This is a genomic window from Mycobacterium sp. IS-3022, assembly GCF_001500065.1.
Taxonomy (GTDB): Bacteria; Actinomycetota; Actinomycetes; order Mycobacteriales; family Mycobacteriaceae; genus Mycobacterium.
The window spans coordinates 87,452-106,112 of sequence record NZ_LQIN01000006.1; the positions used below are offsets into that span (position 1 = coordinate 87,452).

Sequence of the window (18,661 nt, forward strand, 5' to 3'; positions counted from 1 at the left end):
GTGTGTTCAGACCGGCACCCGGCCGTGGTCTACGCTGCGTAGTATTCGCTCCGGAAACTGACCGCACCGCGGTCGCGCGTCACCGACTTCTAGGAGGCTTCAACGTGACACCTCGCGGGCTGAAGGCGGTGGCGCGAACGGCGTCGCTGTCAATCGTCCTGGGTGCTACGGCGTTGCTGCTCAGCGGCTGCAGCTGGTCCGAGGTGCTGGGTCTGGGGTGGCCGAACGGCATCACCCCCGAAGCCCACTTCAACCGCGAACTGTGGATCGGCTCCGTGATCGCCTCCCTGGTCGTCGGCGCGATCGTGTGGGGCCTGATCTTCTGGACTTCGGCGTTTCACCGGGCCAAGAAGACCGACACCGAGTTGCCGCGCCAGTTCGGCTACAACATGCCGCTGGAGCTGGTTCTGACCGTGGTGCCGTTCCTGATCATCTCGGTGCTGTTCTACTTCACCGTGGTGGTGCAGGAAAGGATGCTGCACGAGGAACCGAACCCCGAAGTCGTCGTCGACGTTACCGCCTTCCAGTGGAACTGGAAGTTCGGCTACCAGAAGGTGAACTTCTCCGACGGCACGTTCACCTATGAGGGCGGCGACCCCGAGCGGGCGGCCGCGGTGGCGTCGGGCCCGGAGGGCCTGGAGGGCGAGCACGGCGGCGAGTTCGGAGTGATTGCGGGCAAGCACCCGCAGGACCGCTCGTATCTGGCGTTCGACAAGGTCGAGACGCTGGGGTCGTCGAACGAGATCCCGGTGCTGGTGGTGCCGTCGGGCAAGCGCATCGAGTTCCAGATCGCCTCAGCCGACGTCATCCACGGGTTCTGGGTGCCGGAGTTCCTGTTCAAGCGCGACGTGATGCCCAACCCGCGGGCGAACAACTCCGATAACACGTTCCAGATCAGCGAGATCAACCAGACCGGGGCCTTCGTCGGGCGGTGCACGGAGATGTGCGGCACCTACCACTCGATGATGAACTTCGAGTTGCGGGTCGTGGAGCCCAACGACTTCAAGGCGTATCTGCAGCAGCGCATCGACGGCAAGACCAATGCCCAGGCGCTGCAGGCGATCAACCAGCCGCCGAAAGCCGTCACCACCCAACCGTTCGACACCCGTCGCGGCGAACTGGCGCCCCAGCAATCGCAGGCCAGCAAGTAGGGACATCACATGCATATCGAAGCCCGGCTGTTCGAGTTCCTGACCGCGTTCTTCATCCTCGCCGCCGTCGTCTACGCCGTACTGACCGCAATGTTCCAGTACGGCGGCGTCGAGTGGGCGGGCACCACCGCGCTGGTGCTGACCGCCGGCCTGACCCTGATCACCGGCACGTTCTTCCGGTTCGTGGCTCGGCGCCTGGACACCCGGCCGGAGGACTACGAAGACGCCGAGATCAGCGACGGCGCCGGCGAGCTCGGTTTTTTCAGCCCGCACAGCTGGTGGCCGGTGATGATCGCGCTGTCGGCGTCGATCACCGCGGTCGGTGTCGCGCTGTGGCTGCCCTGGCTCATCGTGGCGGGCATCTGCTTCGTGGTCACGACGGTCGCCGGCCTGGTGTTCGAGTACTACACCGGTCCCGAGAAGCACTGACCGACTCGAAGCAGCCTGCGGTGCCGGCGCAAGGTCACAATCAGACCACCACTTCGCCGGTAGACCGCGCCGTGTGATCCACGCGGGTGAGGCGGTTGGGTAATGTTGCCGAGGCACGGTCAGCCGCCGCCGGCCGAGCCGGCGAACCTTGTTGGCGTGTCGCGCCGGTTGAGTAGTCGAGAAGGATAGGCGTAAATGAGCGGGCCGAATCCCCCGGATGACGAAGGGGCGGATTTCCAGGGTCAGAAGCCGAGTCAGGAGCCGGATCAAGCCGCCGGTGACCAGCCGGCACCGGACACCAGCGAAACGGAGTTCTATTCGCGGGCGTACTCGGCCCCGGAGTCCGAGCAGTTCACCGCAGGCCCGTACGTGCCCGCCGACGCGTCGCTGTACGACTACGACAACTACGAACCGGGCGACCCGGTCGACCAGCACACCCCGCCCCGGTGGCCGTGGGTCGTCGGCGTGGCGGCGATCGTCGCGGCCATCGCCTTGGTGGCATCGGTGTCGGTACTGGTGACGCGAACCGACACCGACAATCTCGCCACACCGGAAACCTCGACCACCACCGTGGCGCCGCCGGTGCAGGACGAGATCACCACCACCACACCGCCCCCCCCGCCCCCGCCCACGACAACGGAGCCGCCGCCACCACCACCGCCGCCGGAGACGGTCACCGTCACCCAGGAGCCCCCTCCGCCGCCTCCGCCGCCCTCACCCGCCGAGCCGCCGCCACCACCGGCGCCGGCAACCACACAGCCGCCGTCACCGCCGCCCACGACGACCCGCGCGGGCCCACGCCAGGTCACCTACTCGGTGACGGGAACCAAAGCACCGGGAGACATCATCACCGTGACCTACATCGACGCGTCCGGGCGCAGCCGCACCCAGCGCAACGTCTACATCCCGTGGTCGTTGACCGTGACACCCATCTCGCAGTCCGAAGTCGGGTCGGTGCAGGCGTCGAGCCTGTTCCTGGTCAGCCGGCTCAACTGTTCGATCACCACGAGCGACGGGACGGTGCTGTCCTCGAACACCAACAACTCCGCGCAGACCAGCTGCTGATGACCTACGACACCGACGCGTCGGGGCGTTCACGGTTGAGCCCGGCACTGGATCCCAGTGAACTGGACCGCACGGACCGCATCCTGCTCGGCTCCTGCGCGGCGATCTGGCTGGTCGCCCTCGGCACCGGCGTCGCCGCCACCGTGGCGCTGGTGGACCTGGGCCGGGGGCACGCCGAATCCCCCGGAGACGCCGGCACGCCGTGGCTGCTCTACACCGTCATCGGCGTCTCGGCGGTGGTGATCATCGGGGCCGTGCCGCTGCTGCTGCGGGCGCGCCGGGAAGCCCTGGCCGAACCGCCACAGGCAACCCTTTCCGGTACTGCGCCGGCCACCGAGAAGCTGAGGCCGCCCGGGGCGAGGGCCGGCGTCGATCCCCAGTCGGCGTACGCGGCGCCGAGACCGTTGCGCACGCTCGAAGCGTCCGAAACCGGCTCGGCCGCCGTCGATCTACTGTGGCTGCGCTGCGCCGTCGTGATCGCGTGCGCAATCGGTGTCGCCATGGTGACCATCGGCGTGGCCACCTACCTGATGGCGGTGGACAGCAACGTCGCGGCGTGGGTGTTCTACGTGCTGACCGCGCTCGTCACGCTGGCCATGCCCGTTGTGCCGTGGTTCTACCTCAAAGAACTACGCGCCCTGCCGGATCAGCAGAGCGCGTAAGTTCTTCAAAACGGGCGCTTTTCGGACTCCAACCGGCCGCCTCAGTGATGGCCGTTGGGCGAATCCCCGTCGCCCGCACCGTGTCCGTTCGGCGAGCCCCTACGCGCCTGGTGTTCGGCCAGTGCGGTGAGCGCCTTGCGTTCGCCCGCATGCTGCGCGGCGATGATCGCCTCGTGCTCCTCGAGCGGATCGGCGGACAGGAAGCCGCCGGTGCCCGGGGCGCCCGCGGAGCCCAGCTTGTTCATCCGCTTCGGTAGCGCCGCGCCCTGGTATTCCAACGGAATCGGGTGACCGTGTTCGTCGACCGGCCCCAGCGGCTGGTGCAGCTCGATGTAGGCACCGTGCGGCAGCCGCTTGATGATGCCGGTCTCGATGCCGTGCTCGAGCACCTCGCGGTCACTGCGCTGCAGCCCGACGGCCCACCGATACGCGATGTAGTAGACGATCGCCGGCAGCACCACCATGCCGATGCGGCCGATCCACGTCGTCGCGTTCAGCGAGATGTGGAACTTCAGCGCGATGATGTCGTTCATCGCGCACAGCGTCAGCAGCATGTACAGCGCGATGGCCGCCGAGCCCAGCGCCGTGCGCACCGGGGCGTCGCGCGGACGCTGCAACAGGTTGTGGTGTGCGTTGTCGCCGGTGAGCTTCTTCTCCAGATACGGGTAGGCGATCAGCAAGACGAACACCAGCCCCATGAACAGCGCCACCCAGGTGGAGGCCGGGATGGTGTAGTTGCCGAGGTAGATCTCCCACGGCGGGAAGATACGCGCCACACCTTCGGTCCACATCATGTAGAAGTCGGGCTGGCTGCCGGCCGACACCTGAGAAGGCTTGTACGGGCCCAGATTCCACACCGGGTTGATGGTCAACAGCCCGCCCATCAGGCCGAGGATGCCGACGGTCATCGCGAAGAACGCGCCGGACTTCACCGCGAACACCGGCATGACTCGCACGCCGACGACGTTGGTCTCGGTGCGCCCCGGCCCCGGGAACTGGGTGTGCTTCTGGAACCACACCAGCGCCAGGTGAAGCCCGATGAGCGCCAACATGATTCCCGGGATCAGCAGGATGTGCAGTGCGTACATCCGTGGAATCCAGATCCCGTCCTGCGAACACATGTATCCGACTCCGCCGCAGGGGAAGTCACCGCCGAACAGCGCCCAGTGCAACCAGGTGCCGATCACCGGCATGCCCAGCGAGATCGACGACAGCGCGGCGCGCAAGCCGATGCCGGAGAGCAGGTCGTCGGGCAGCGAGTAACCGAAGTAGCCCTCGAACATCGCCAGGATCAGCAGCAGCGCGCCGATCACCCAGTTGGCCTCACGCGGGCGCCGGAAGGCGCCGGTGAAGAAGATGCGTGCCAGGTGCACCATGATCGCCGCTGCGAAAAGCAATGCAGCCCAGTGGTGTATCTGGCGGACGAAGAGCCCGCCGCGGATCTCGAAGCTGATGTCGAGCGTGGACTCGTACGCCTTGGACATCTGGACACCGCGCAGCGGCTGGTAGACCCCGTTGTAGGTGACCTCCGCCATCGACGGGTCGAAGAACAAGGTCAGATACACGCCGGTGATCAGCAGGACGATGAAGCTGTACAACGCGATCTCGCCCAACAGGAACGACCAGTGGGTGGGGAACACCTTGTTCAGCTGCCGTCGCACCGCCGCCGATGGGTGGTAGCGGGAATCGATGGCGTTCCCTTGGTCGGCCGCTATGTCGGCGAGAGCAGGCGGTTTCGGCAATTTCGGACTCATGCTGTTTTCCGTTCCCAGAAGGCCGGCCCGACGGGTTCGATGAAGTCGCCGTTGGCGACCAGATACCCGTCCTGGTCGATGGTGATGGGCAGCTGCGCCAGGGCACGCGCAGCCGGGCCGAATATGGGTTTCGCGAAGTGCAACGCGTCGAACTGCGACTGGTGGCACGGGCACAGGATGCGATAGGACTGCTGCTCGTAAAGCGAAGCGGGGCAACCCAAATGGGAGCAGACCTTGGTGTAGGCGAACAGGTCGCCGAAGTTGAAGCTCTCCTGGCCCTTGCGCTTGACCACCCGCGGCATGTCCTGGGCCTTGATCCTGATCAGCATCACCGGGTTGCGCACACCCATCGCGATCTCGGCGAGGTGGTGGTGCGACTCGACGGTGGTGCCGTCACCGTCGGACTCGCGCCACGGAAACACCGTCTCCATGCCGCCGGCGTCGAGGTCCTCGGGCCGCATCTTGACGAACGGTGACTCGCCGGGCTTGCCGGTGGAGCGGGCCAGGTAGATCGTCTCGCCCTCGTAGCGTGGCGTCCACCCGGACGTCCACAGCACGGCTTTCTTGCCTTCGGCGGTCTGCACCACAGGTTTCCACGGGTTCTTGATCAGACCACCCATGAACGCCACCAGGGTGCCCAGGCCGAACGCACCCAGGCCGATACCCAACGAGAGGCCGACGAGCTTGCGGCGCTTGATCGTCGAGCTCTCCAGCGCGTCGCTCAGGTTGGCCACGACCGTCTTGCGTTGGATCTCGGGCGAGCTGCCGTCGTGGCGCTCCTGGATCGAGATCTCCTCGGGGATGAACTTCTTCTGGTACAGCACCGCGCCGATGCCGATCGCGAGGATCGACAGCCCGAACGTCAACCCGTAGAGGGGAGTGGTCAGGCTGAACAGGAACTCACCCTCGGAGCCGTGCGGCTTGTACTGCCAGGGCCAGAACAGGAACACCAGCACCAGTGCCAGACCCGAGAACCCGCCCAGCAGAAGCCAGTACGACACCACGCGGGCGCTGCGCTTCTCGGCCTTGGTCCCGGCTACGGGCCACCGGTCTTCCTTGTAGACGATCTCGACGCCGTCGAGCTTGCCGCCGAGTTCGAGGAGCTCCTCACGCGACATGGCCGCCAGTTCGGCGTCGGTGGGTTGACCCGGCACGCCGGCGTGGCCGGGCGCGTCGGTGCCCTTGGGGGTGTTCGCGGTGCCGTGGTCCGGCTCTCCATCCATGCGCGATCCGCCTCCGGCTTCTCGCTCGCTCATGCTCGCGCTCCGATCCACAAGGCCGCGGCGATGACGGCCACCATGCCGATGATCCAGGCCGCCATGCCCTCCGGTGCCGGGCCGAACCCACCGAGGCCATAGCCGCCGTAGCTCGGGGTCTCCGCGGACTCGCGGACGTAGGCGACGATGTCGCGCTTCTCGTCCGGCGACAGCTGCCGGTCGGAGAACTTGGGCATGTTCTGCGGGCCGGTCAGCATCGCCGTGTAGATCTGCGCGGGCTTGGCGTCACCGAGGTCGGGGGCGTACTTGCCCGACGACAGGGCGCCGCCCTTCCCGGTGAAGTTGTGGCACGACGCGCAGTTCAGCCGGAACAGGTCACCGCCGCGGGCGACGTCGTCACCGAGCAGCGACTCCTGGGCGACCCGTCCGTTGTCGTCGCGCGGGACGACCGGACCACCGCCGTTGGCCTGCACGTAGGCGCCGAGCGCGTCCGTCTGCGCCTCGTCGAACACCGGCGGCTTGTCCGGCGCCTGCGCCTCACCCCGCATGGCGGGCATGCGGCCGGTGGACACCTGGAAGTAGACGGCCGCCTCGCCGACACCGATGAGGCTCGGCCCGCGGTCCTCGACGCCCTGCAGATTCACGCCGTGGCAGGTGACGCAGGAGGTGTCGAACAGCTGCTTGCCCGTGCGCAGCAGCGCCGACTGCGATTCATCGGCGACCGCAACTTGTGGCGTCGGCGTGACGGTGGCCGCCAGGCCACCGGCGACGCCCAGCCCGAGCAGCAACAGCACAGCACCTGACAGGCGCCGGCGCAGCCGACGGCGCGACTTGTCGGTCATCGAACCCCTTCTCATCGGAGACATCGGCGAGCCGATCAACGGACGAAGTAAATGACGGCGAACAACGCGATCCACACGATGTCGACGAAGTGCCAGTAGTACGAGACCACGATCGCAGCGGTGGCCTGAGCTGGGGTGAACTTGCTCATTCGGGTGCGGGCCAACAGGAGCACGAAGGCGACCAGCCCGCCGATCACGTGCAATCCGTGGAAGCCGGTGGCCATGTAGAAGACCGAACCGTAGGCGCTGCTGGAGATGGTGGTGCCGTGGTGGACCAGCTGGATGTACTCGTAACCCTGGCCGAGTACGAAGAACAGCCCCATCAAAAACGTGATGACGTACCAGCGCCGCAAACCGAAGATGTCGCCGCGCTCGGCGGCGAACACACCCATCTGGCAGGTGAACGACGAGGCGATCAGCACCAGGGTGACCGGAACGGCCTGTACCAGGTTCAACTCCGTCGGCGGCGGCGGCCACTCGCCGGCCGCCTGCGAACGTGCGGTGAAGTACATCGCAAACAGGCCAGCAAAGAACATCAACTCGCTGGACAGCCACACGATCGTGCCAACACTGACCATGTTCGGCCGGTTCAGCGAATGTACTCGCGACGTGATTGCGGTTCCCGAAGCCCCTACAGCGCTCGTCACAGGAGCAAGTATGACGCTTTGTAGTTGTCGAACTCCACCCGGGTCCGGAGTTTCGTCAATAATCGCGTGGTGGCTTCCCCCGAAAACCCTGATCCGTTCACCTGGCCCCGGATTCTGGGCCGTCTCACCACCGGTCAGTCGCTGGCGACCGGCGAGGCGGCATGGGCGATGGACCAGATCATGACCGGCGCGGCGACCCCCGCGCAGATCGCCGGCTTCGGGGTGTCGATGAAGATGAAGCGCCCGACGTCGGCCGAGGTGACCGAGTTGGCCGACGTCATGCTCAAGCACGCGCGGCGGGTGCCGACCGATGACATCGGCAACGAAACCGTCGACGTGGTGGGCACCGGCGGCGACGGGTCCAACACGGTGAACCTGTCCACGATGGCGGCGATCGTCGTCGCCGCGGCGGGCGTTCCGGTGATCAAGCACGGCAACCGCGCCGCCTCCTCGCTGTCCGGAGGGGCGGACACGCTCGAGGCGCTCGGCGTGCGCATCGACCTGGCTCCCGACGATGTCGCGCGCAGTGTCGCCGAGGTCGGCATCGGCTTCGCGTTCGCGCCGCAGTTCCATCCGTCGTACCGGCACGCCGGCGTGGTGCGCCGCGAGATCGGGGTGCCGACGGTCTTCAACCTGCTTGGCCCGCTGACCAATCCGGCTTCGCCGCGGGCCGGCCTGATCGGCTGTGCCTGGGGTGACCTGGCCGAGGTGATGGCCGGCGTGTTCGCGACCCGCCGGTCCAGCGTGCTGGTGGTGCACGGCGACGACGGCCTCGACGAGCTGACGACGACCACGACAAGCACGATCTGGCGGGTGCAGGCGGGCACGGTCGAGCGGCTGACGTTCGACCCCGCCGCGTTCGGCTTCAAGCGCGCGGAGTTGTCGGAACTGGTCGGCGGCGATGCGGAATCGAACGCCGCGTCGGTGCGCGCGGTGCTGAGCGGTGCGTCCGGTGCGGTGCGCGACGCGGTGATCCTCAACGCGGCCGGGGCACTGGTGGCGCATGCCGGACTAGCCAGCGACGCCAAATGGGTGCCGGCCTGGGAGACGGGGCTGGCCAAGGCGGCCGAGGCCATCGACTCCGGGGCGGCCGAACAGCTCCTCGCGCGTTGGGTGCGGTTCACCCAAAAGGCTTGAGAGGTCTGTCCTTTCGTACTGCTCGGCGGCCAGCCGCGCCGAGCGCGCCGACGCGGCCCACGACGCCCACCGGCCGGCAGCGTGCACCGGCGAGCAGTACCCGCTGGTGGCGCGCACGATGCGCACCCCCGGTTGCTGCAGCCACCGTGCAATCAGCGCCGTCTCCTCGACCAGGGCGCCGCCCAGCGGCGCGGTCGTCGGCAAAACAGCTTGTGCGCCAACACAAATCGCGTCGATGACAGGCATCGGTGGCACGCCGCGCGCCGCGTTGCCCGCCGCTGCCAGCTGGCCGTTGCGGATCACCGCGAGCTGCCATCCGCCCGCGCCGTCGGGCCGTGCGGCGACCAACTCCGGAATGGCCGCCAGCGCCCGCAGCCGCTGCCCGCGCCACAGCACGTCGATCGCGGTGGCCGCGTGATCCCGAAGGCGCGCCGCCGTTTCGTATCGGCCGCGGTCGGCGAGATCGGTGATGTGGGCCAGCACCGCGGCCACCGTGCGGTCGTCGCGACCCTCGATCAGGTCGGTCGCGTAGGCCACCGCCTCCGCGTAGTCGGCGGCGCCGATGTCGCGCGGCGCCGGGCACGGCGACACCTCACGTTCCGGGCAGGCGGGGCCGTGCACTGCGGTTCGGGCGAGCTTTCTGGTGCACGTTCGCACGCCGGTGAACCGGGCCAAAAGCGCGGCGGTGTCGACGGCGTCGGAGCGCGCCCGGAACGGCCCGATGGGCGTGTCCTGTTTGGGTGCTCGCACCGCGGAGAAGCGGGGGAACGCTTCGTCGGTCAGCACCAACCACCACCACCGGTGCGGGAACTTCGACCGGCGGTTGTAGGGCGGCGCGTGGGCGGCCAGCAGCCGTAGTTCGCGCACGCCGGCCTCGAGGGCGTGTGCGCACTCGACATGGTCGACCGCGGTGGCCAGGGAGGCCATCTCCTTGATGCGGGTGCGCGAGTCGGAGCCGTTGAAGTACTGCCCGACGCGCCGGCGGAGGTTGACGGCGGTGCCGACGTAGAGCACTCCGCTGCTACGTGGGCACGTCCCGGAGGAAGGGCCGCGAAACAGGTAGACCCCCGGCCGGTTCGGCAGCGCCGCGGCGAGGTGACGGTTGCGCCGCTGCGCAGCAGTGACGTCGGGCAGGTACGACCGCAACTCGGTGTAGGTGTGCACACCCTGATTGCCCACCCGCTCGATGAGGCCGTGCAGGACGTCGACGGTGGCGCGGGCGTCGTCGAGGGCGCGGTGCGTCGGGGTGGTGGTGGCGGCGAACAGCCGGGCCAGCGCCGAGAGCCGCACGCTCGGCGCCTCGTCGCGGCTGAGCACCCGGCGGGCCAGTTTCACCGTGCACAGCACCGGCGGTCGAGGCCACGTGATCTGACAGCGTTCCGCGGCCGCGCGCAGGAACCCGATGTCGAAGCCGGCGTTGTGTGCGACCAGCACCGCGCCGCGGGAGAACTCCAGGAAGGCCGGGAGCACCGACTCGATCCTCGGCGCGTCGCACACCATCGCCGTGGTGATCCCCGTCAGGGCGACGATCTGCGGTGGGATGCTGCGGCCAGGATCCACCAGCGTGGCCAGTTCGCCGAGCACCGTTCCGCCGCGCACTTTGACCGCGCCGATCTCGGTGATCGCGTCGTGGTTGTCGCCGGTGGCCCGCCCTCCGGTGGTCTCCAAATCGACGACGACGAACGTGGTGTCGCGCAGCGAGAGATCAGCCTGCCCGTCAACATCGGCGAAGCTGAGCTGGCTCATGCGCTGACGGTAGGAAACGGCACCGACAGGACCGGGTTGCCACGCTTGACCGCGACGAGATGTCAGTGCCCCCGGATAGCGTGCGGACAGCACCGACCGAGAGGAGCCATTCGTGGGCACGGTGAAAATCGACTGCGACGACTGTGCGGTCCGCGGACCAGGCTGTCAGGACTGCGTCGTGAGTGTCTTGCTGGGCGTACCCGACACCTTGTTCGACGACGAGCGGCGAGCGCTGGAGGTGCTTGCCGACGTGGGTTTGGCGCCGCGGCTGCGGCTGGTCCCGATTCACCGGGACGGAAGTTCCGGTGTCGCCTGACGACACGCGGTGGGGCCGGCGGGGTATCGAAATGCAGGGCGACTGTTAAATTTGCGTCTTCTGTTGGACAACCCCGATGCCGTTTCGTAACCTGTCTGAGACCTAATAGCGTTTTCGACGCGGCTTCGTCACGGAAGTTGAAGGGCGCAAATCTTGAGGCTCGACCGTACGCGCTTGACCACACGCGGGTTTCGACGTCCCTTCGTCAGCGCGATAGTCGGTATCACCGTCCTCGCAGGCATCTTCACCGGCAGTGTGCAGGCTGATCCGGCCGACGATGCGCTGGCGAAGCTCAACGAGCTCTCGCGGCAGGCCGAGCAGACCACCGAGGCGATGCACTCGGCGCAGCTCGATCTCAACAACAAGCTGGCCATCCAGCAGAGCGCGGAGGCCAAGCACGCCGCCGACGCCGCGGCCGCAAACAAGGCGAGAGATCAGCTGGCAACCTTCCAGACGGCCGTGGACAAAGTTGCTGCCGCGGAGTACATGGGGGGCAGGACCGACGGGCTCGACGCGATACTGACCGCCGGCTCGCCGCAGGGTCTCATCGACCAGTTGTCGGTGCAACGCGTGATGGCCGCCGAGATGTCGGCACAGATGAAGAGCTACCGCGACATCGGCAGGAAGGCGGCCCTGGCCGAGGAGGCGTCGGCGAAATCGGCCGCCGAGGCGAAGACAGCGGCCGAACAGGCCGCGGCTGTGCGTGCGGAGCTGCAATCGAAGCAGAGCCGCCTGCAGGTCCAGATCGCCGTGGTCAAGTCGCAGTACGAGGCCCTGACACCGCGTCAGCGCGAGGCGCTGGCCGCAATGCCACCCGTGCCTCCGGTGCCCGCGCCCGGGCCCCCGCCGCCGGGTTCCGATCCCGCGGTCATCGCCGCGGCGCCGGTTCCCGGGGCCATCCCTCCTGGTGACATGGCCCCGCCGGTGGGCGGGCACTCCGCGACCGTGATCCAGGCCGCTCTGAGCCGCATCGGCTCGCCGTATTCGTGGGGTGGATCCGGTCCGAACGCATTCGACTGTTCCGGGCTCGTGATGTGGTCGTTCCAGCAGGCCGGCATCTCGCTGCCGCACTCCAGCCAGGCGCTGGCCAGCGGCGGGCAGCCGGTGTCGAGGGACCAGATGCAGCCCGGCGACCTGGTGACCTACTACTCCGATGCGTCGCACGTCGGCATCTACATTGGTGACGGAATGATGGTGCACGCCTCGACCTACGGCACGCCGGTGCGAGTCGCTCCGGTGGACAATGCGCCGATCTACAACGTCCGCCGCTACTGACCGCCGGAGGGCCGCGCATCCCAGAAGCAGGTCCAGACTCGCCGCACTCCTCGTCGCCGAGCTCATCTGTGCGCTGCTCCTGATCGGCCGTGCCGATGTCGCGTCCACGCCGACAGTCGCCACCCCGGCTGCCTCCGCTGCCCCGGTGGCTTCCGCTTCCGGGACCACGCCGACCGCCGCATCGCGTGTCCAGACGCTCAGCGACGGCCGCACGGTCCAGTTGATCGGCCTGGGCGGGGCGCGCGCCGAAAAGCTGTTGACGCGCATCGCCGGCGAGATGGACGGCGCGGCGGATGCGGTCACCGCGTTCTGGGGTCCGGAGTGGCCACACGAAGTGGTGATCGCCGCCGCGGGCACCGATGCACAGTTCGCGGCCGTCGGCGGCGGTGACGCACACACCGCGGCCACCGCGACGGCCGAGCGGATCATGTTCGCCCCCGGTGCCGCCGACATGAGCGACGCCGCGCTTCGAATCGTGCTGCGCCACGAACTGTTTCACTACGCGGCCCGCGCCAGGACCGCGCCCGACGCGCCGCGTTGGCTCACCGAAGGTGTGGCCGACTACGTCGCCCGGCCGGCGACGCCGCGGCCCGACGCGTCGGCGCTGCGGCTGCCCACTGAAGCCGAGCTGGCCGGGTCCGACCGCTCACTGGCCTACGACCGGGCCTGGTGGTTCACCCGGTTCGTCGCCGACCGGTACGGTCCGGGTCCGTTACGCGACCTGTATGAGCACGCGTGCGGGCCCGGCCACCCCGATGTAGCGACCGCGGTGCGGGACGCCCTCGGCGTCGACCAAGCCTCGCTGCTGGCGCAGTGGCGGCAGTGGGCGAGCTGACGTGAGCCGGGTTCTTTTGGTCACCAACGACTTTCCGCCGCGCCGTGGCGGTATCCAGTCCTACCTGCAGGAGCTGGTCGACCACCTGGTCGCCGCCGGGCAGCACAAGCTGACGGTGTACGCGCCGAAGTGGAAGGACTCCGACGCGTTCGATGCCGAGGCCGCCGCCGCCGGCTACGAGGTGGTGCGCCATCCGGGCACCCTGATGCTTCCCGAGCCGCGGGTGATCAGCCGCATGCGACGTCTCGTCGAGGAGCGCGCCGCCGAGACGGTGTGGTTCGGTGCGGCGGCTCCGCTGGCGCTGATGGCGCCGCTGGCCCGCGACGCAGGCGCACGTCGGGTGATCGCGAGCACCCACGGCCACGAGGTCGGCTGGTCGATGCTTCCGCTCGCCCGAACGGCATTGCGCCGCATCGGATCCGACACCGATGTGATCACCTACGTCAGCCAGTACACCCGGCGCCGGTTCGCGTCGGCGTTCGGGCCGCGGGCCGCGCTCGAGCACTTGCCGCCCGGAGTCGACACCGACCGGTTCGCCCCCGACGAGGTGGCGCGCGCCGAACTGCGCGCCCGCTACCGGCTCGGAAACCGGCCGGTCGTCGTCTGCCTGTCGCGGTTGGTGCCCCGCAAGGGCCAGGACATGCTGATCCGGGCGATGCCCGCGATCCGGCAACGCGTGCACGGCGCTGCGTTGGTGATCGTCGGCGGTGGCCCGTACCGCACATCCCTGCACAGGCTGGCGCACAGTTTCGGGGTGGCCGAACACGTGGTTTTCACCGACGCCGTCCCCGGCGACGAGTTGCCCGCTCACCACGCCATGGCCGACGTGTTCGCGATGCCGTGCCGCACCCGCGGCGCCGGGCTGGACGTCGAGGGGCTCGGCATCGTCTACCTCGAGGCGTCCGCTTCGGGCGTGCCGGTCGTGGCGGGCGGCTCGGGGGGCGCGCCGGAGACCGTGTGCGACGGGGAAACGGGCGTGGTGGTCGACGGCTGGGACGTGGGCGCGATCGCGGCGGCGGTCAGCGATCTGCTGGCCGATCCCGAGCGGGCGGCGCAGATGGGCGCGGCGGGCAGGCGCTGGGTGGTCGACAACTGGCAGTGGCACACCCGGGCGCAGCGGTTGTCGAGCCTGCTCTACCCCTCGTAGAGCGCCTCGATATCGGTGGCGAACTTCTGCGCCACCACTTTGCGCTTGACCTTCATCGTCGGGGTCAACTCACCGGTGTCCTCGGTGAAGTCCACGGGCAGGATGCGGAACTTGCGGATCGCCTCGGCTTTCGACACCGCCTGGTTTGCCTCCTTGACCGCCAGGTCGATCTCGGCGAGCAGGTCGGGGTCGGTCGCCAGGTCGCCGACCGATGCGTCGGCGTTCTTGCTGTTGCGTTCCTTCCATCCCTCGATCGCCTCGGGGTCGATGGTGATCAGCGCGCCGATGAACGGCTTGGCGTCGCCGACCGCCATCGCCTGGCTGATCAGCGGGTGCGCGCGCAACCGGTCCTCCAGGATCGCCGGTGCGACGTTCTTGCCGCCGGCGGTGACGATGATCTCCTTCTTGCGGCCGATGATGGTCAGGAAGCCGTCGTCGTCGATCGCGCCGAGGTCGCCGGTGTGGAACCAGCCGTCGGAGAACACGGCCTCGGTCTCTTTGTCGTTGTGCCAGTAGCCGGTGAACACCACGCCGCCCTTGACCAACAGCTCGTCGTCATCGTTGATGCGCATACTGTTGCCGGGCAACAGCTTTCCGACCGATCCGACCTTGACATCGTCGATCCGGTTCACCGTGATCGCGGCGCTGGTCTCGGTGAGGCCGTAGCCCTCGTAGATGGCCAGCCCGACTCCGCGGTAGAAGTGGCCCAGCCGGGCGCCCAGCGGAGCGCCTCCGGAGATCGCGCCGCGGCAGTCTCCGCCGAGCGCGGCGCGCAGCTTGCCGTAGACGAGGCGGTCGAACAGCGCGTGCTTGGCCCGCAGCAGTAGCCCGGGCCCGCCGGTGTCCTCCGCCTTGCTGTAATCGATCGCGGTGTTGGCGGCGATCTCGAAGATGCGGCCCTTGCCGTCGTTGCGGGCGTTCTGCTCAGCGGTGTTGTACACCTTCTCGAACACCCGGGGCACCGAGACCACCAGCGTCGGCTTGAACACCGCGAACGTGGGCACGAGGTTCTTGATGTCGCTGGTGAAACCGAGCGTGACCTTGTACGTGAACGCCGCGAGCGTGATCGCGCGCGCCAGCACGTGCGCGAGCGGCAGGAAGACCAGCATCTTCTCGCCCTTGTCGAGCAGCGTCGGGAAACAGTCCTTGGCGCCGCGGATCTCGTAGACGAGGTTGGAATGGGTCAGCTGACAGCCCTTGGGCTGGCCGGTGGTACCGGAGGTGTAGATCAGCGTCGCGGGATCGGCGGCCTTCAGCGCGGCCAGCCGTTCGTCGAGTGCCTTGGCGTCGACCGACTTTCCCGCCTCGGCGAGCTCGTCGAGCGCCGGAGTGCCCGAGCCCTCGATGCGCAGTACCTCCCGCAGCGCAGGAAGTTCCGTTTCGAGGTGCTCGATCTTGTCGGCGTGCGCGTCGGTCTCGGCGATGATCAACACCGCCTCGGAGTCCGAAAGCACGAACTTCACCTGTTCGGGCGAATTGGTCTCGTAGATCGGCACGGTGAGCGCACCGGCGGCCAGGATCGCAAGATCCAGGATGGGCCACTCGTAGCGGGTCGCGGACAGCAGCGCGACGCGGTCGCCCGGGGCCACGCCCTTGGCGATTAAACCGAGTGCGGTGGCCCGGATCTGATCGGCGGCCTGCTTGCAGGTGACGTCGACCCATGTGCCGTCGACGAGACGCTGGAAGATGACATGGTCGGGATCGTCGCGCTCATGGTCGAACACGGAGCTGACGACGTTGTCGTGCTCGCCCACCGTGAAGGTTGCGGGCACACTGAACTCACGCACGGTCTTGGCCTCCCGATCCGGCTGGTCTGCTGGAACCAGCCTAGTCGGCCGCGATCTGCCGGGTCAGGGCCATATGTGAAGCTGGTAGGCCATGTACAGCATCCAGATCGCGGACGACACCTTCGTCGCGGCCGACCCCGTCGAGGTCGGCCGGTACGTCGCGGATCCTGCGAGCTGGCGGCGCTGGTGGCCCGACCTGCGGTTGACGGTGGTCGAGGATCGCGGGGAGAAGGGCCACCGCTGGACCGTCACCGGCGCGCTGATCGGGACGATGGAGATCTGGCTGGAACCGGTGCTCGATGGCGTCGTCCTGCACTATTTCCTGCACGCCGAGCCCTCGGGCGTGGCGGCGTGGCAGCTGGCCAAGATGAATCTGGCCAAGATGAACCACCGGCGGCGGGTCGCGGGTAAGAACATGGCGTTCGAGGTCAAGCAGCGGCTGGAGGCCACCCGCCCGGTGGGCGTCTCGCCGTTGGCGTGATGCAGCGTGGCGCCGTCGCCGGCAGGGGAGGGTAGATTTTCACCGTGGCGGACAAGACGGCGCAGACCATTCACATCGAGGCCGACCCTTCGACGGTCATGGACGTCATCGCAGACATCGGGTCTTATCCGGACTGGGTGGCCGAGTACAAGGAGACAGAGGTCCTCGAGGCCGACGCCGAGGGCTATCCGAAGACCGCCCGGCTGGTGCTCGACGCCGCCGTACTCAAGGACACGATGGTGCTGTCGTACGACTGGCCACCGGACCGCAAGTCCGTGAGGTGGAGCCTGGTGTCCAGCTCACTGTTGAGATCCCTCGAAGGGACATATCGACTGTCTCCCAAGGGATCTGGAACCGACGTCACCTATGAGCTGTCGGTGGATCTGGTCATTCCGATGATCGGGCTGTTGAAGCGCAAGGCCGAACGGCGCCTCACCGACACCGCGCTCAAGGACCTCAAGAAACGAGTCGAGGCTGAGTGAGCGCCGATGCCGTCGACATGCCTGCCGCCAGAATCAGCCTGTTCGTCGGTAAGGGCGGAGTAGGCAAGTCGACGTTGGCGACGGCCACCGCCGTGCGCGACGCACGGGCGGGCCTGCGGGTGCTGATCGTCTCGACCGACCAGGCGCATTCCATCGGCGACGTGCTCGGCACGACGGTGACCCCCACCGGATCGGGCGAGCCGACCCGGGTGTTCGCCGACCTGGAAACCGGGGGAGCCGTCCCCGGTGGCGGTTCCCTCGATGCGCTCGCGCTGGACACGCTGTCGCTGCTCGAGTCGCGGTGGCGCGAGATCGCCGGGTTACTGTCCGGCAGGTTCTCCGAGTCGGAGTTGGGAAGCGTTGCCCCGGAAGAGCTTTCGGCACTGCCCGGGGTGCAGGAGGTGCTCGGGCTGCACGAGGTGGGTGAGCTGGCGGCCTCCGGGCGGTGGGACCGCGTCGTGGTGGACTGTGCGTCGACCGCCGACGCGCTGCGCATGCTGACCCTGCCCGCGACGTTCGGTCTGTATCTGGAGCGGGCGTGGCCGCGGCACCGGCGGCTGTCCACCGGAGCCGATGACCCGCACACCGCTGCCGTCGTGGCCCTGTTCGAGCGGGTGGGCGCCGGAACCGAGCGGCTGAGCACATTGCTCACCGACGAGTCCAAGGTCAGCGCGCATCTGGTGATGACGGCCGAGCGGGTGGTGGCGGCGGAGGCGGCGCGGACGCTGGGATCGCTGTCGCTGATGGGTGTTCAGGTTGCGGAGTTGATCGTCAATCAGATCCTCGTGCAAGACGATTCGTATGAGTACCGCAACCTGCCCGACCATCCCGCGTTCGACTGGTACACCGAGCGGATCTCGGAGCAGCGGACCGTCCTCGATGAGCTCGACGCCACGATCGGCGACGTCCGCCTGGTGCTGGTGCCCCATATGGCGGGCGAACCGATCGGCGCCAAGGCGCTCGGTGAGCTGCTGGACAGCGCGCGCCGCCGGGACGGGTCGGCGCCGCCGGGGCCGCTGCGTCCGATCGTCGACCGCGAGTCGGGCTCTGGCCTCGAATCGGTCTACCGGTTGCGGCTAGAGTTACCGCAGGTCGACTCTTCGGCGCTTTCGCTTGGCAGGGTCGACGACGACTTGATCATCGGCGCCGGCGGCTTACGGCGCCGGGTCCGTCTAGCGTCCGTGCTGCGTAGGTGCATCGTGGTGGACGCGCAATTGCGAGGGTGTGAGTTGACCGTGCGGTTCCGTCCGAATCCGGAGGTGTGGCCGAAGTGACTGGCCCACACGCCGATCTCGGGCCGGAGCTGCGCCAGCTCGCGCAGACGATCCTGGACAAGCTCGACCCCGCGTTGCGGCTCGCCGCAGCGCGGGCGATGGGCAGCGGCGCGGGCAAGTGCCAGCAGGTGTGGTGCCCCGTCTGTGCGCTTGCGGCGCTGGTGGCCGGCGAACAGCATCCGCTGCTCACGGTCATCGCGGAGCACAGCGTCGCGTTGCTGGCCGTGGTTCGGGCGGTTCTCGAGCAGGCCGAGCGGCAGACGGGGTCGGGCGAACCGCCCGACGGCCCGCCGACACCGCCGACCGAGCCCGGCCCGGACGGACCCGAGCCGCCGCCCGCACCGGGCCGCTATCAACACATCCCCGTCACAGTCGAGGAGTAAGTGTTGCTCGCTGTGGTCGCATCCACAGCGC

The 18,661-nt window shown here is 68.2% G+C and carries 18 protein-coding genes and 1 pseudogene; 13 read left to right on the forward strand and 6 right to left on the reverse strand.

What is annotated here, in order from left to right:
- The first annotated feature begins 104 nt into the window (after positions 1–104).
- From ctaC to AU188_RS06965, 4 genes are all read left to right on the forward strand, one after another.
- Entirely contained in the window at positions 105–1,151 is a 1,047-nt protein-coding gene (gene ctaC / locus AU188_RS06950) for an aa3-type cytochrome oxidase subunit II (protein ID WP_059163005.1), read from the forward strand.
- A gap of 9 nt (positions 1,152–1,160) precedes the next feature.
- Positions 1,161–1,580, forward strand: coding sequence for a cytochrome c oxidase subunit 4 (locus AU188_RS06955; protein ID WP_059163006.1), 420 nt, complete (start codon positions 1,161–1,163; stop codon positions 1,578–1,580).
- 195 nt (positions 1,581–1,775) lie between these two features.
- Entirely contained in the window at positions 1,776–2,645 is an 870-nt protein-coding gene (locus AU188_RS06960; RefSeq protein WP_059163007.1) for an MmpS family transport accessory protein, read from the forward strand.
- Positions 2,645–3,307 (forward strand): DUF2561 family protein, encoded by a 663-nt coding sequence (locus AU188_RS06965; protein ID WP_059163008.1) that lies wholly within the window; start codon positions 2,645–2,647, stop codon positions 3,305–3,307. Before AU188_RS06960 ends, AU188_RS06965 begins: the two co-directional genes overlap by 1 nt.
- Positions 3,308–3,348: 41 nt before the next feature.
- On the opposite strand, the gene qcrB is transcribed toward AU188_RS06965, so the two are convergent.
- From qcrB to ctaE, 4 genes are read right to left on the reverse strand one after another with little or no spacing between them, the layout of a single operon-like run.
- Positions 3,349–5,061, reverse strand: a complete 1,713-nt coding sequence (gene qcrB / locus AU188_RS06970; RefSeq protein ID WP_059163009.1) for a cytochrome bc1 complex cytochrome b subunit — start codon at positions 5,059–5,061, stop codon at positions 3,349–3,351.
- Entirely contained in the window at positions 5,058–6,284 is a 1,227-nt protein-coding gene (gene qcrA, locus AU188_RS06975) for a cytochrome bc1 complex Rieske iron-sulfur subunit (RefSeq protein ID WP_059163049.1), read from the reverse strand. Before qcrA ends, qcrB begins: the two co-directional genes overlap by 4 nt.
- Before the next feature lie 29 nt (positions 6,285–6,313).
- On the reverse strand, positions 6,314–7,144 hold the full coding sequence (qcrC, locus tag AU188_RS06980) for a cytochrome bc1 complex diheme cytochrome c subunit (RefSeq protein ID WP_172799412.1): 831 nt from the start codon (positions 7,142–7,144) through the stop codon (positions 6,314–6,316).
- A gap of 11 nt (positions 7,145–7,155) precedes the next feature.
- A complete protein-coding gene (gene ctaE, locus AU188_RS06985; protein WP_059163011.1) occupies positions 7,156–7,767 on the reverse strand; it encodes an aa3-type cytochrome oxidase subunit III in 612 nt (203 codons plus the stop codon).
- A gap of 69 nt (positions 7,768–7,836) precedes the next feature.
- Between ctaE and trpD the strand changes: the two genes are divergently transcribed.
- A complete protein-coding gene (gene trpD / locus AU188_RS24880) occupies positions 7,837–8,904 on the forward strand; it encodes an anthranilate phosphoribosyltransferase (RefSeq protein ID WP_286137338.1) in 1,068 nt (355 codons plus the stop codon).
- On the opposite strand, the pseudogene AU188_RS07000 reads toward trpD, so the two are convergent.
- Positions 8,842–10,650: pseudogene (locus tag AU188_RS07000) on the reverse strand (DEDD exonuclease domain-containing protein); the annotation flags it as partial. The gene trpD and the pseudogene AU188_RS07000 sit on opposite strands and share 63 nt — an antisense overlap.
- Before the next feature lie 112 nt (positions 10,651–10,762).
- On the opposite strand from AU188_RS07000, the gene AU188_RS07005 reads away from it, so the two are divergent.
- The 4 genes from AU188_RS07005 to AU188_RS07020 all read left to right on the forward strand — a co-directional run bounded on the left by AU188_RS07005 (position 10,763) and on the right by AU188_RS07020 (position 14,223).
- Positions 10,763–10,966, forward strand: a complete 204-nt coding sequence (locus tag AU188_RS07005; RefSeq protein WP_059098908.1) for a hypothetical protein — start codon at positions 10,763–10,765, stop codon at positions 10,964–10,966.
- A 153-nt stretch (positions 10,967–11,119) separates the two neighbouring features.
- The gene (gene ripC, locus AU188_RS07010; RefSeq protein ID WP_059163013.1) at positions 11,120–12,241 is read left to right on the forward strand and encodes a peptidoglycan hydrolase RipC; all 1,122 of its coding nucleotides are present in this window, start codon (positions 11,120–11,122) and stop codon (positions 12,239–12,241) included.
- A complete protein-coding gene (locus AU188_RS07015; RefSeq protein WP_059163014.1) occupies positions 12,210–13,076 on the forward strand; it encodes a basic secretory protein-like protein in 867 nt (288 codons plus the stop codon). The genes ripC and AU188_RS07015 overlap by 32 nt, the downstream gene beginning before the upstream one ends.
- Position 13,077: 1 nt before the next feature.
- Entirely contained in the window at positions 13,078–14,223 is a 1,146-nt protein-coding gene (locus AU188_RS07020; RefSeq protein ID WP_059163015.1) for a glycosyltransferase family 4 protein, read from the forward strand.
- Here AU188_RS07020 and AU188_RS07025 read toward each other — a convergent pair.
- On the reverse strand, positions 14,211–16,010 hold the full coding sequence (locus tag AU188_RS07025) for an AMP-dependent synthetase/ligase (protein WP_059163016.1): 1,800 nt from the start codon (positions 16,008–16,010) through the stop codon (positions 14,211–14,213). The two genes, AU188_RS07020 and AU188_RS07025, sit on opposite strands and share 13 nt — an antisense overlap.
- Positions 16,011–16,101: 91 nt before the next feature.
- Here AU188_RS07025 and AU188_RS07030 point away from each other — a divergent pair, with 91 nt between their 5' ends.
- Genes AU188_RS07030 through AU188_RS07045 form a run of 4 tightly spaced genes read left to right on the forward strand, consistent with a single transcriptional unit; the run spans position 16,102 to position 18,630 of the window.
- Positions 16,102–16,491: a polyketide cyclase / dehydrase and lipid transport gene (locus AU188_RS07030; RefSeq protein ID WP_059163017.1), complete on the forward strand. Its 390-nt coding sequence runs from the start codon at positions 16,102–16,104 to the stop codon at positions 16,489–16,491.
- Positions 16,492–16,535: 44 nt separating this feature from the next.
- The gene (locus AU188_RS07035; protein ID WP_059163018.1) at positions 16,536–16,973 is read left to right on the forward strand and encodes an SRPBCC family protein; all 438 of its coding nucleotides are present in this window, start codon (positions 16,536–16,538) and stop codon (positions 16,971–16,973) included.
- A 17-nt stretch (positions 16,974–16,990) separates the two neighbouring features.
- Positions 16,991–18,247, forward strand: coding sequence for an ArsA family ATPase (locus AU188_RS07040; RefSeq protein ID WP_059163051.1), 1,257 nt, complete (start codon positions 16,991–16,993; stop codon positions 18,245–18,247).
- Complete coding sequence (locus tag AU188_RS07045) at positions 18,244–18,630, forward strand: hypothetical protein (protein ID WP_059163052.1); 387 nt, start codon at positions 18,244–18,246, stop codon at positions 18,628–18,630. Before AU188_RS07040 ends, AU188_RS07045 begins: the two co-directional genes overlap by 4 nt.
- The last annotated feature ends 31 nt before the right edge of the window (positions 18,631–18,661 follow it).

Bases quoted from the DNA above. Each gene is read 5' to 3' on its own strand.
- AU188_RS06955 (WP_059163006.1), top strand. From the start codon at position 1,161: ATGCATATCGAAGCCCGGCTGTTCGAGTTCCTGACCGCGTTCTTCATC.
- AU188_RS06960 (WP_059163007.1), top strand. From the start codon at position 1,776: ATGAGCGGGCCGAATCCCCCGGATGACGAAGGGGCGGATTTCCAGGGT.
- AU188_RS06965 (WP_059163008.1), top strand. From the start codon at position 2,645: ATGACCTACGACACCGACGCGTCGGGGCGTTCACGGTTGAGCCCGGCA.
- qcrB (WP_059163009.1), bottom strand. From the start codon at position 5,061: ATGAGTCCGAAATTGCCGAAACCGCCTGCTCTCGCCGACATAGCGGCC.
- qcrA (WP_059163049.1), bottom strand. From the start codon at position 6,284: ATGGATGGAGAGCCGGACCACGGCACCGCGAACACCCCCAAGGGCACC.
- qcrC (WP_172799412.1), bottom strand. From the start codon at position 7,144: ATGTCTCCGATGAGAAGGGGTTCGATGACCGACAAGTCGCGCCGTCGG.
- AU188_RS07015 (WP_059163014.1), top strand. From the start codon at position 12,210: ATGCGCCGATCTACAACGTCCGCCGCTACTGACCGCCGGAGGGCCGCG.
- AU188_RS07030 (WP_059163017.1), top strand. From the start codon at position 16,102: ATGTACAGCATCCAGATCGCGGACGACACCTTCGTCGCGGCCGACCCC.
- AU188_RS07040 (WP_059163051.1), top strand. From the start codon at position 16,991: ATGCCTGCCGCCAGAATCAGCCTGTTCGTCGGTAAGGGCGGAGTAGGC.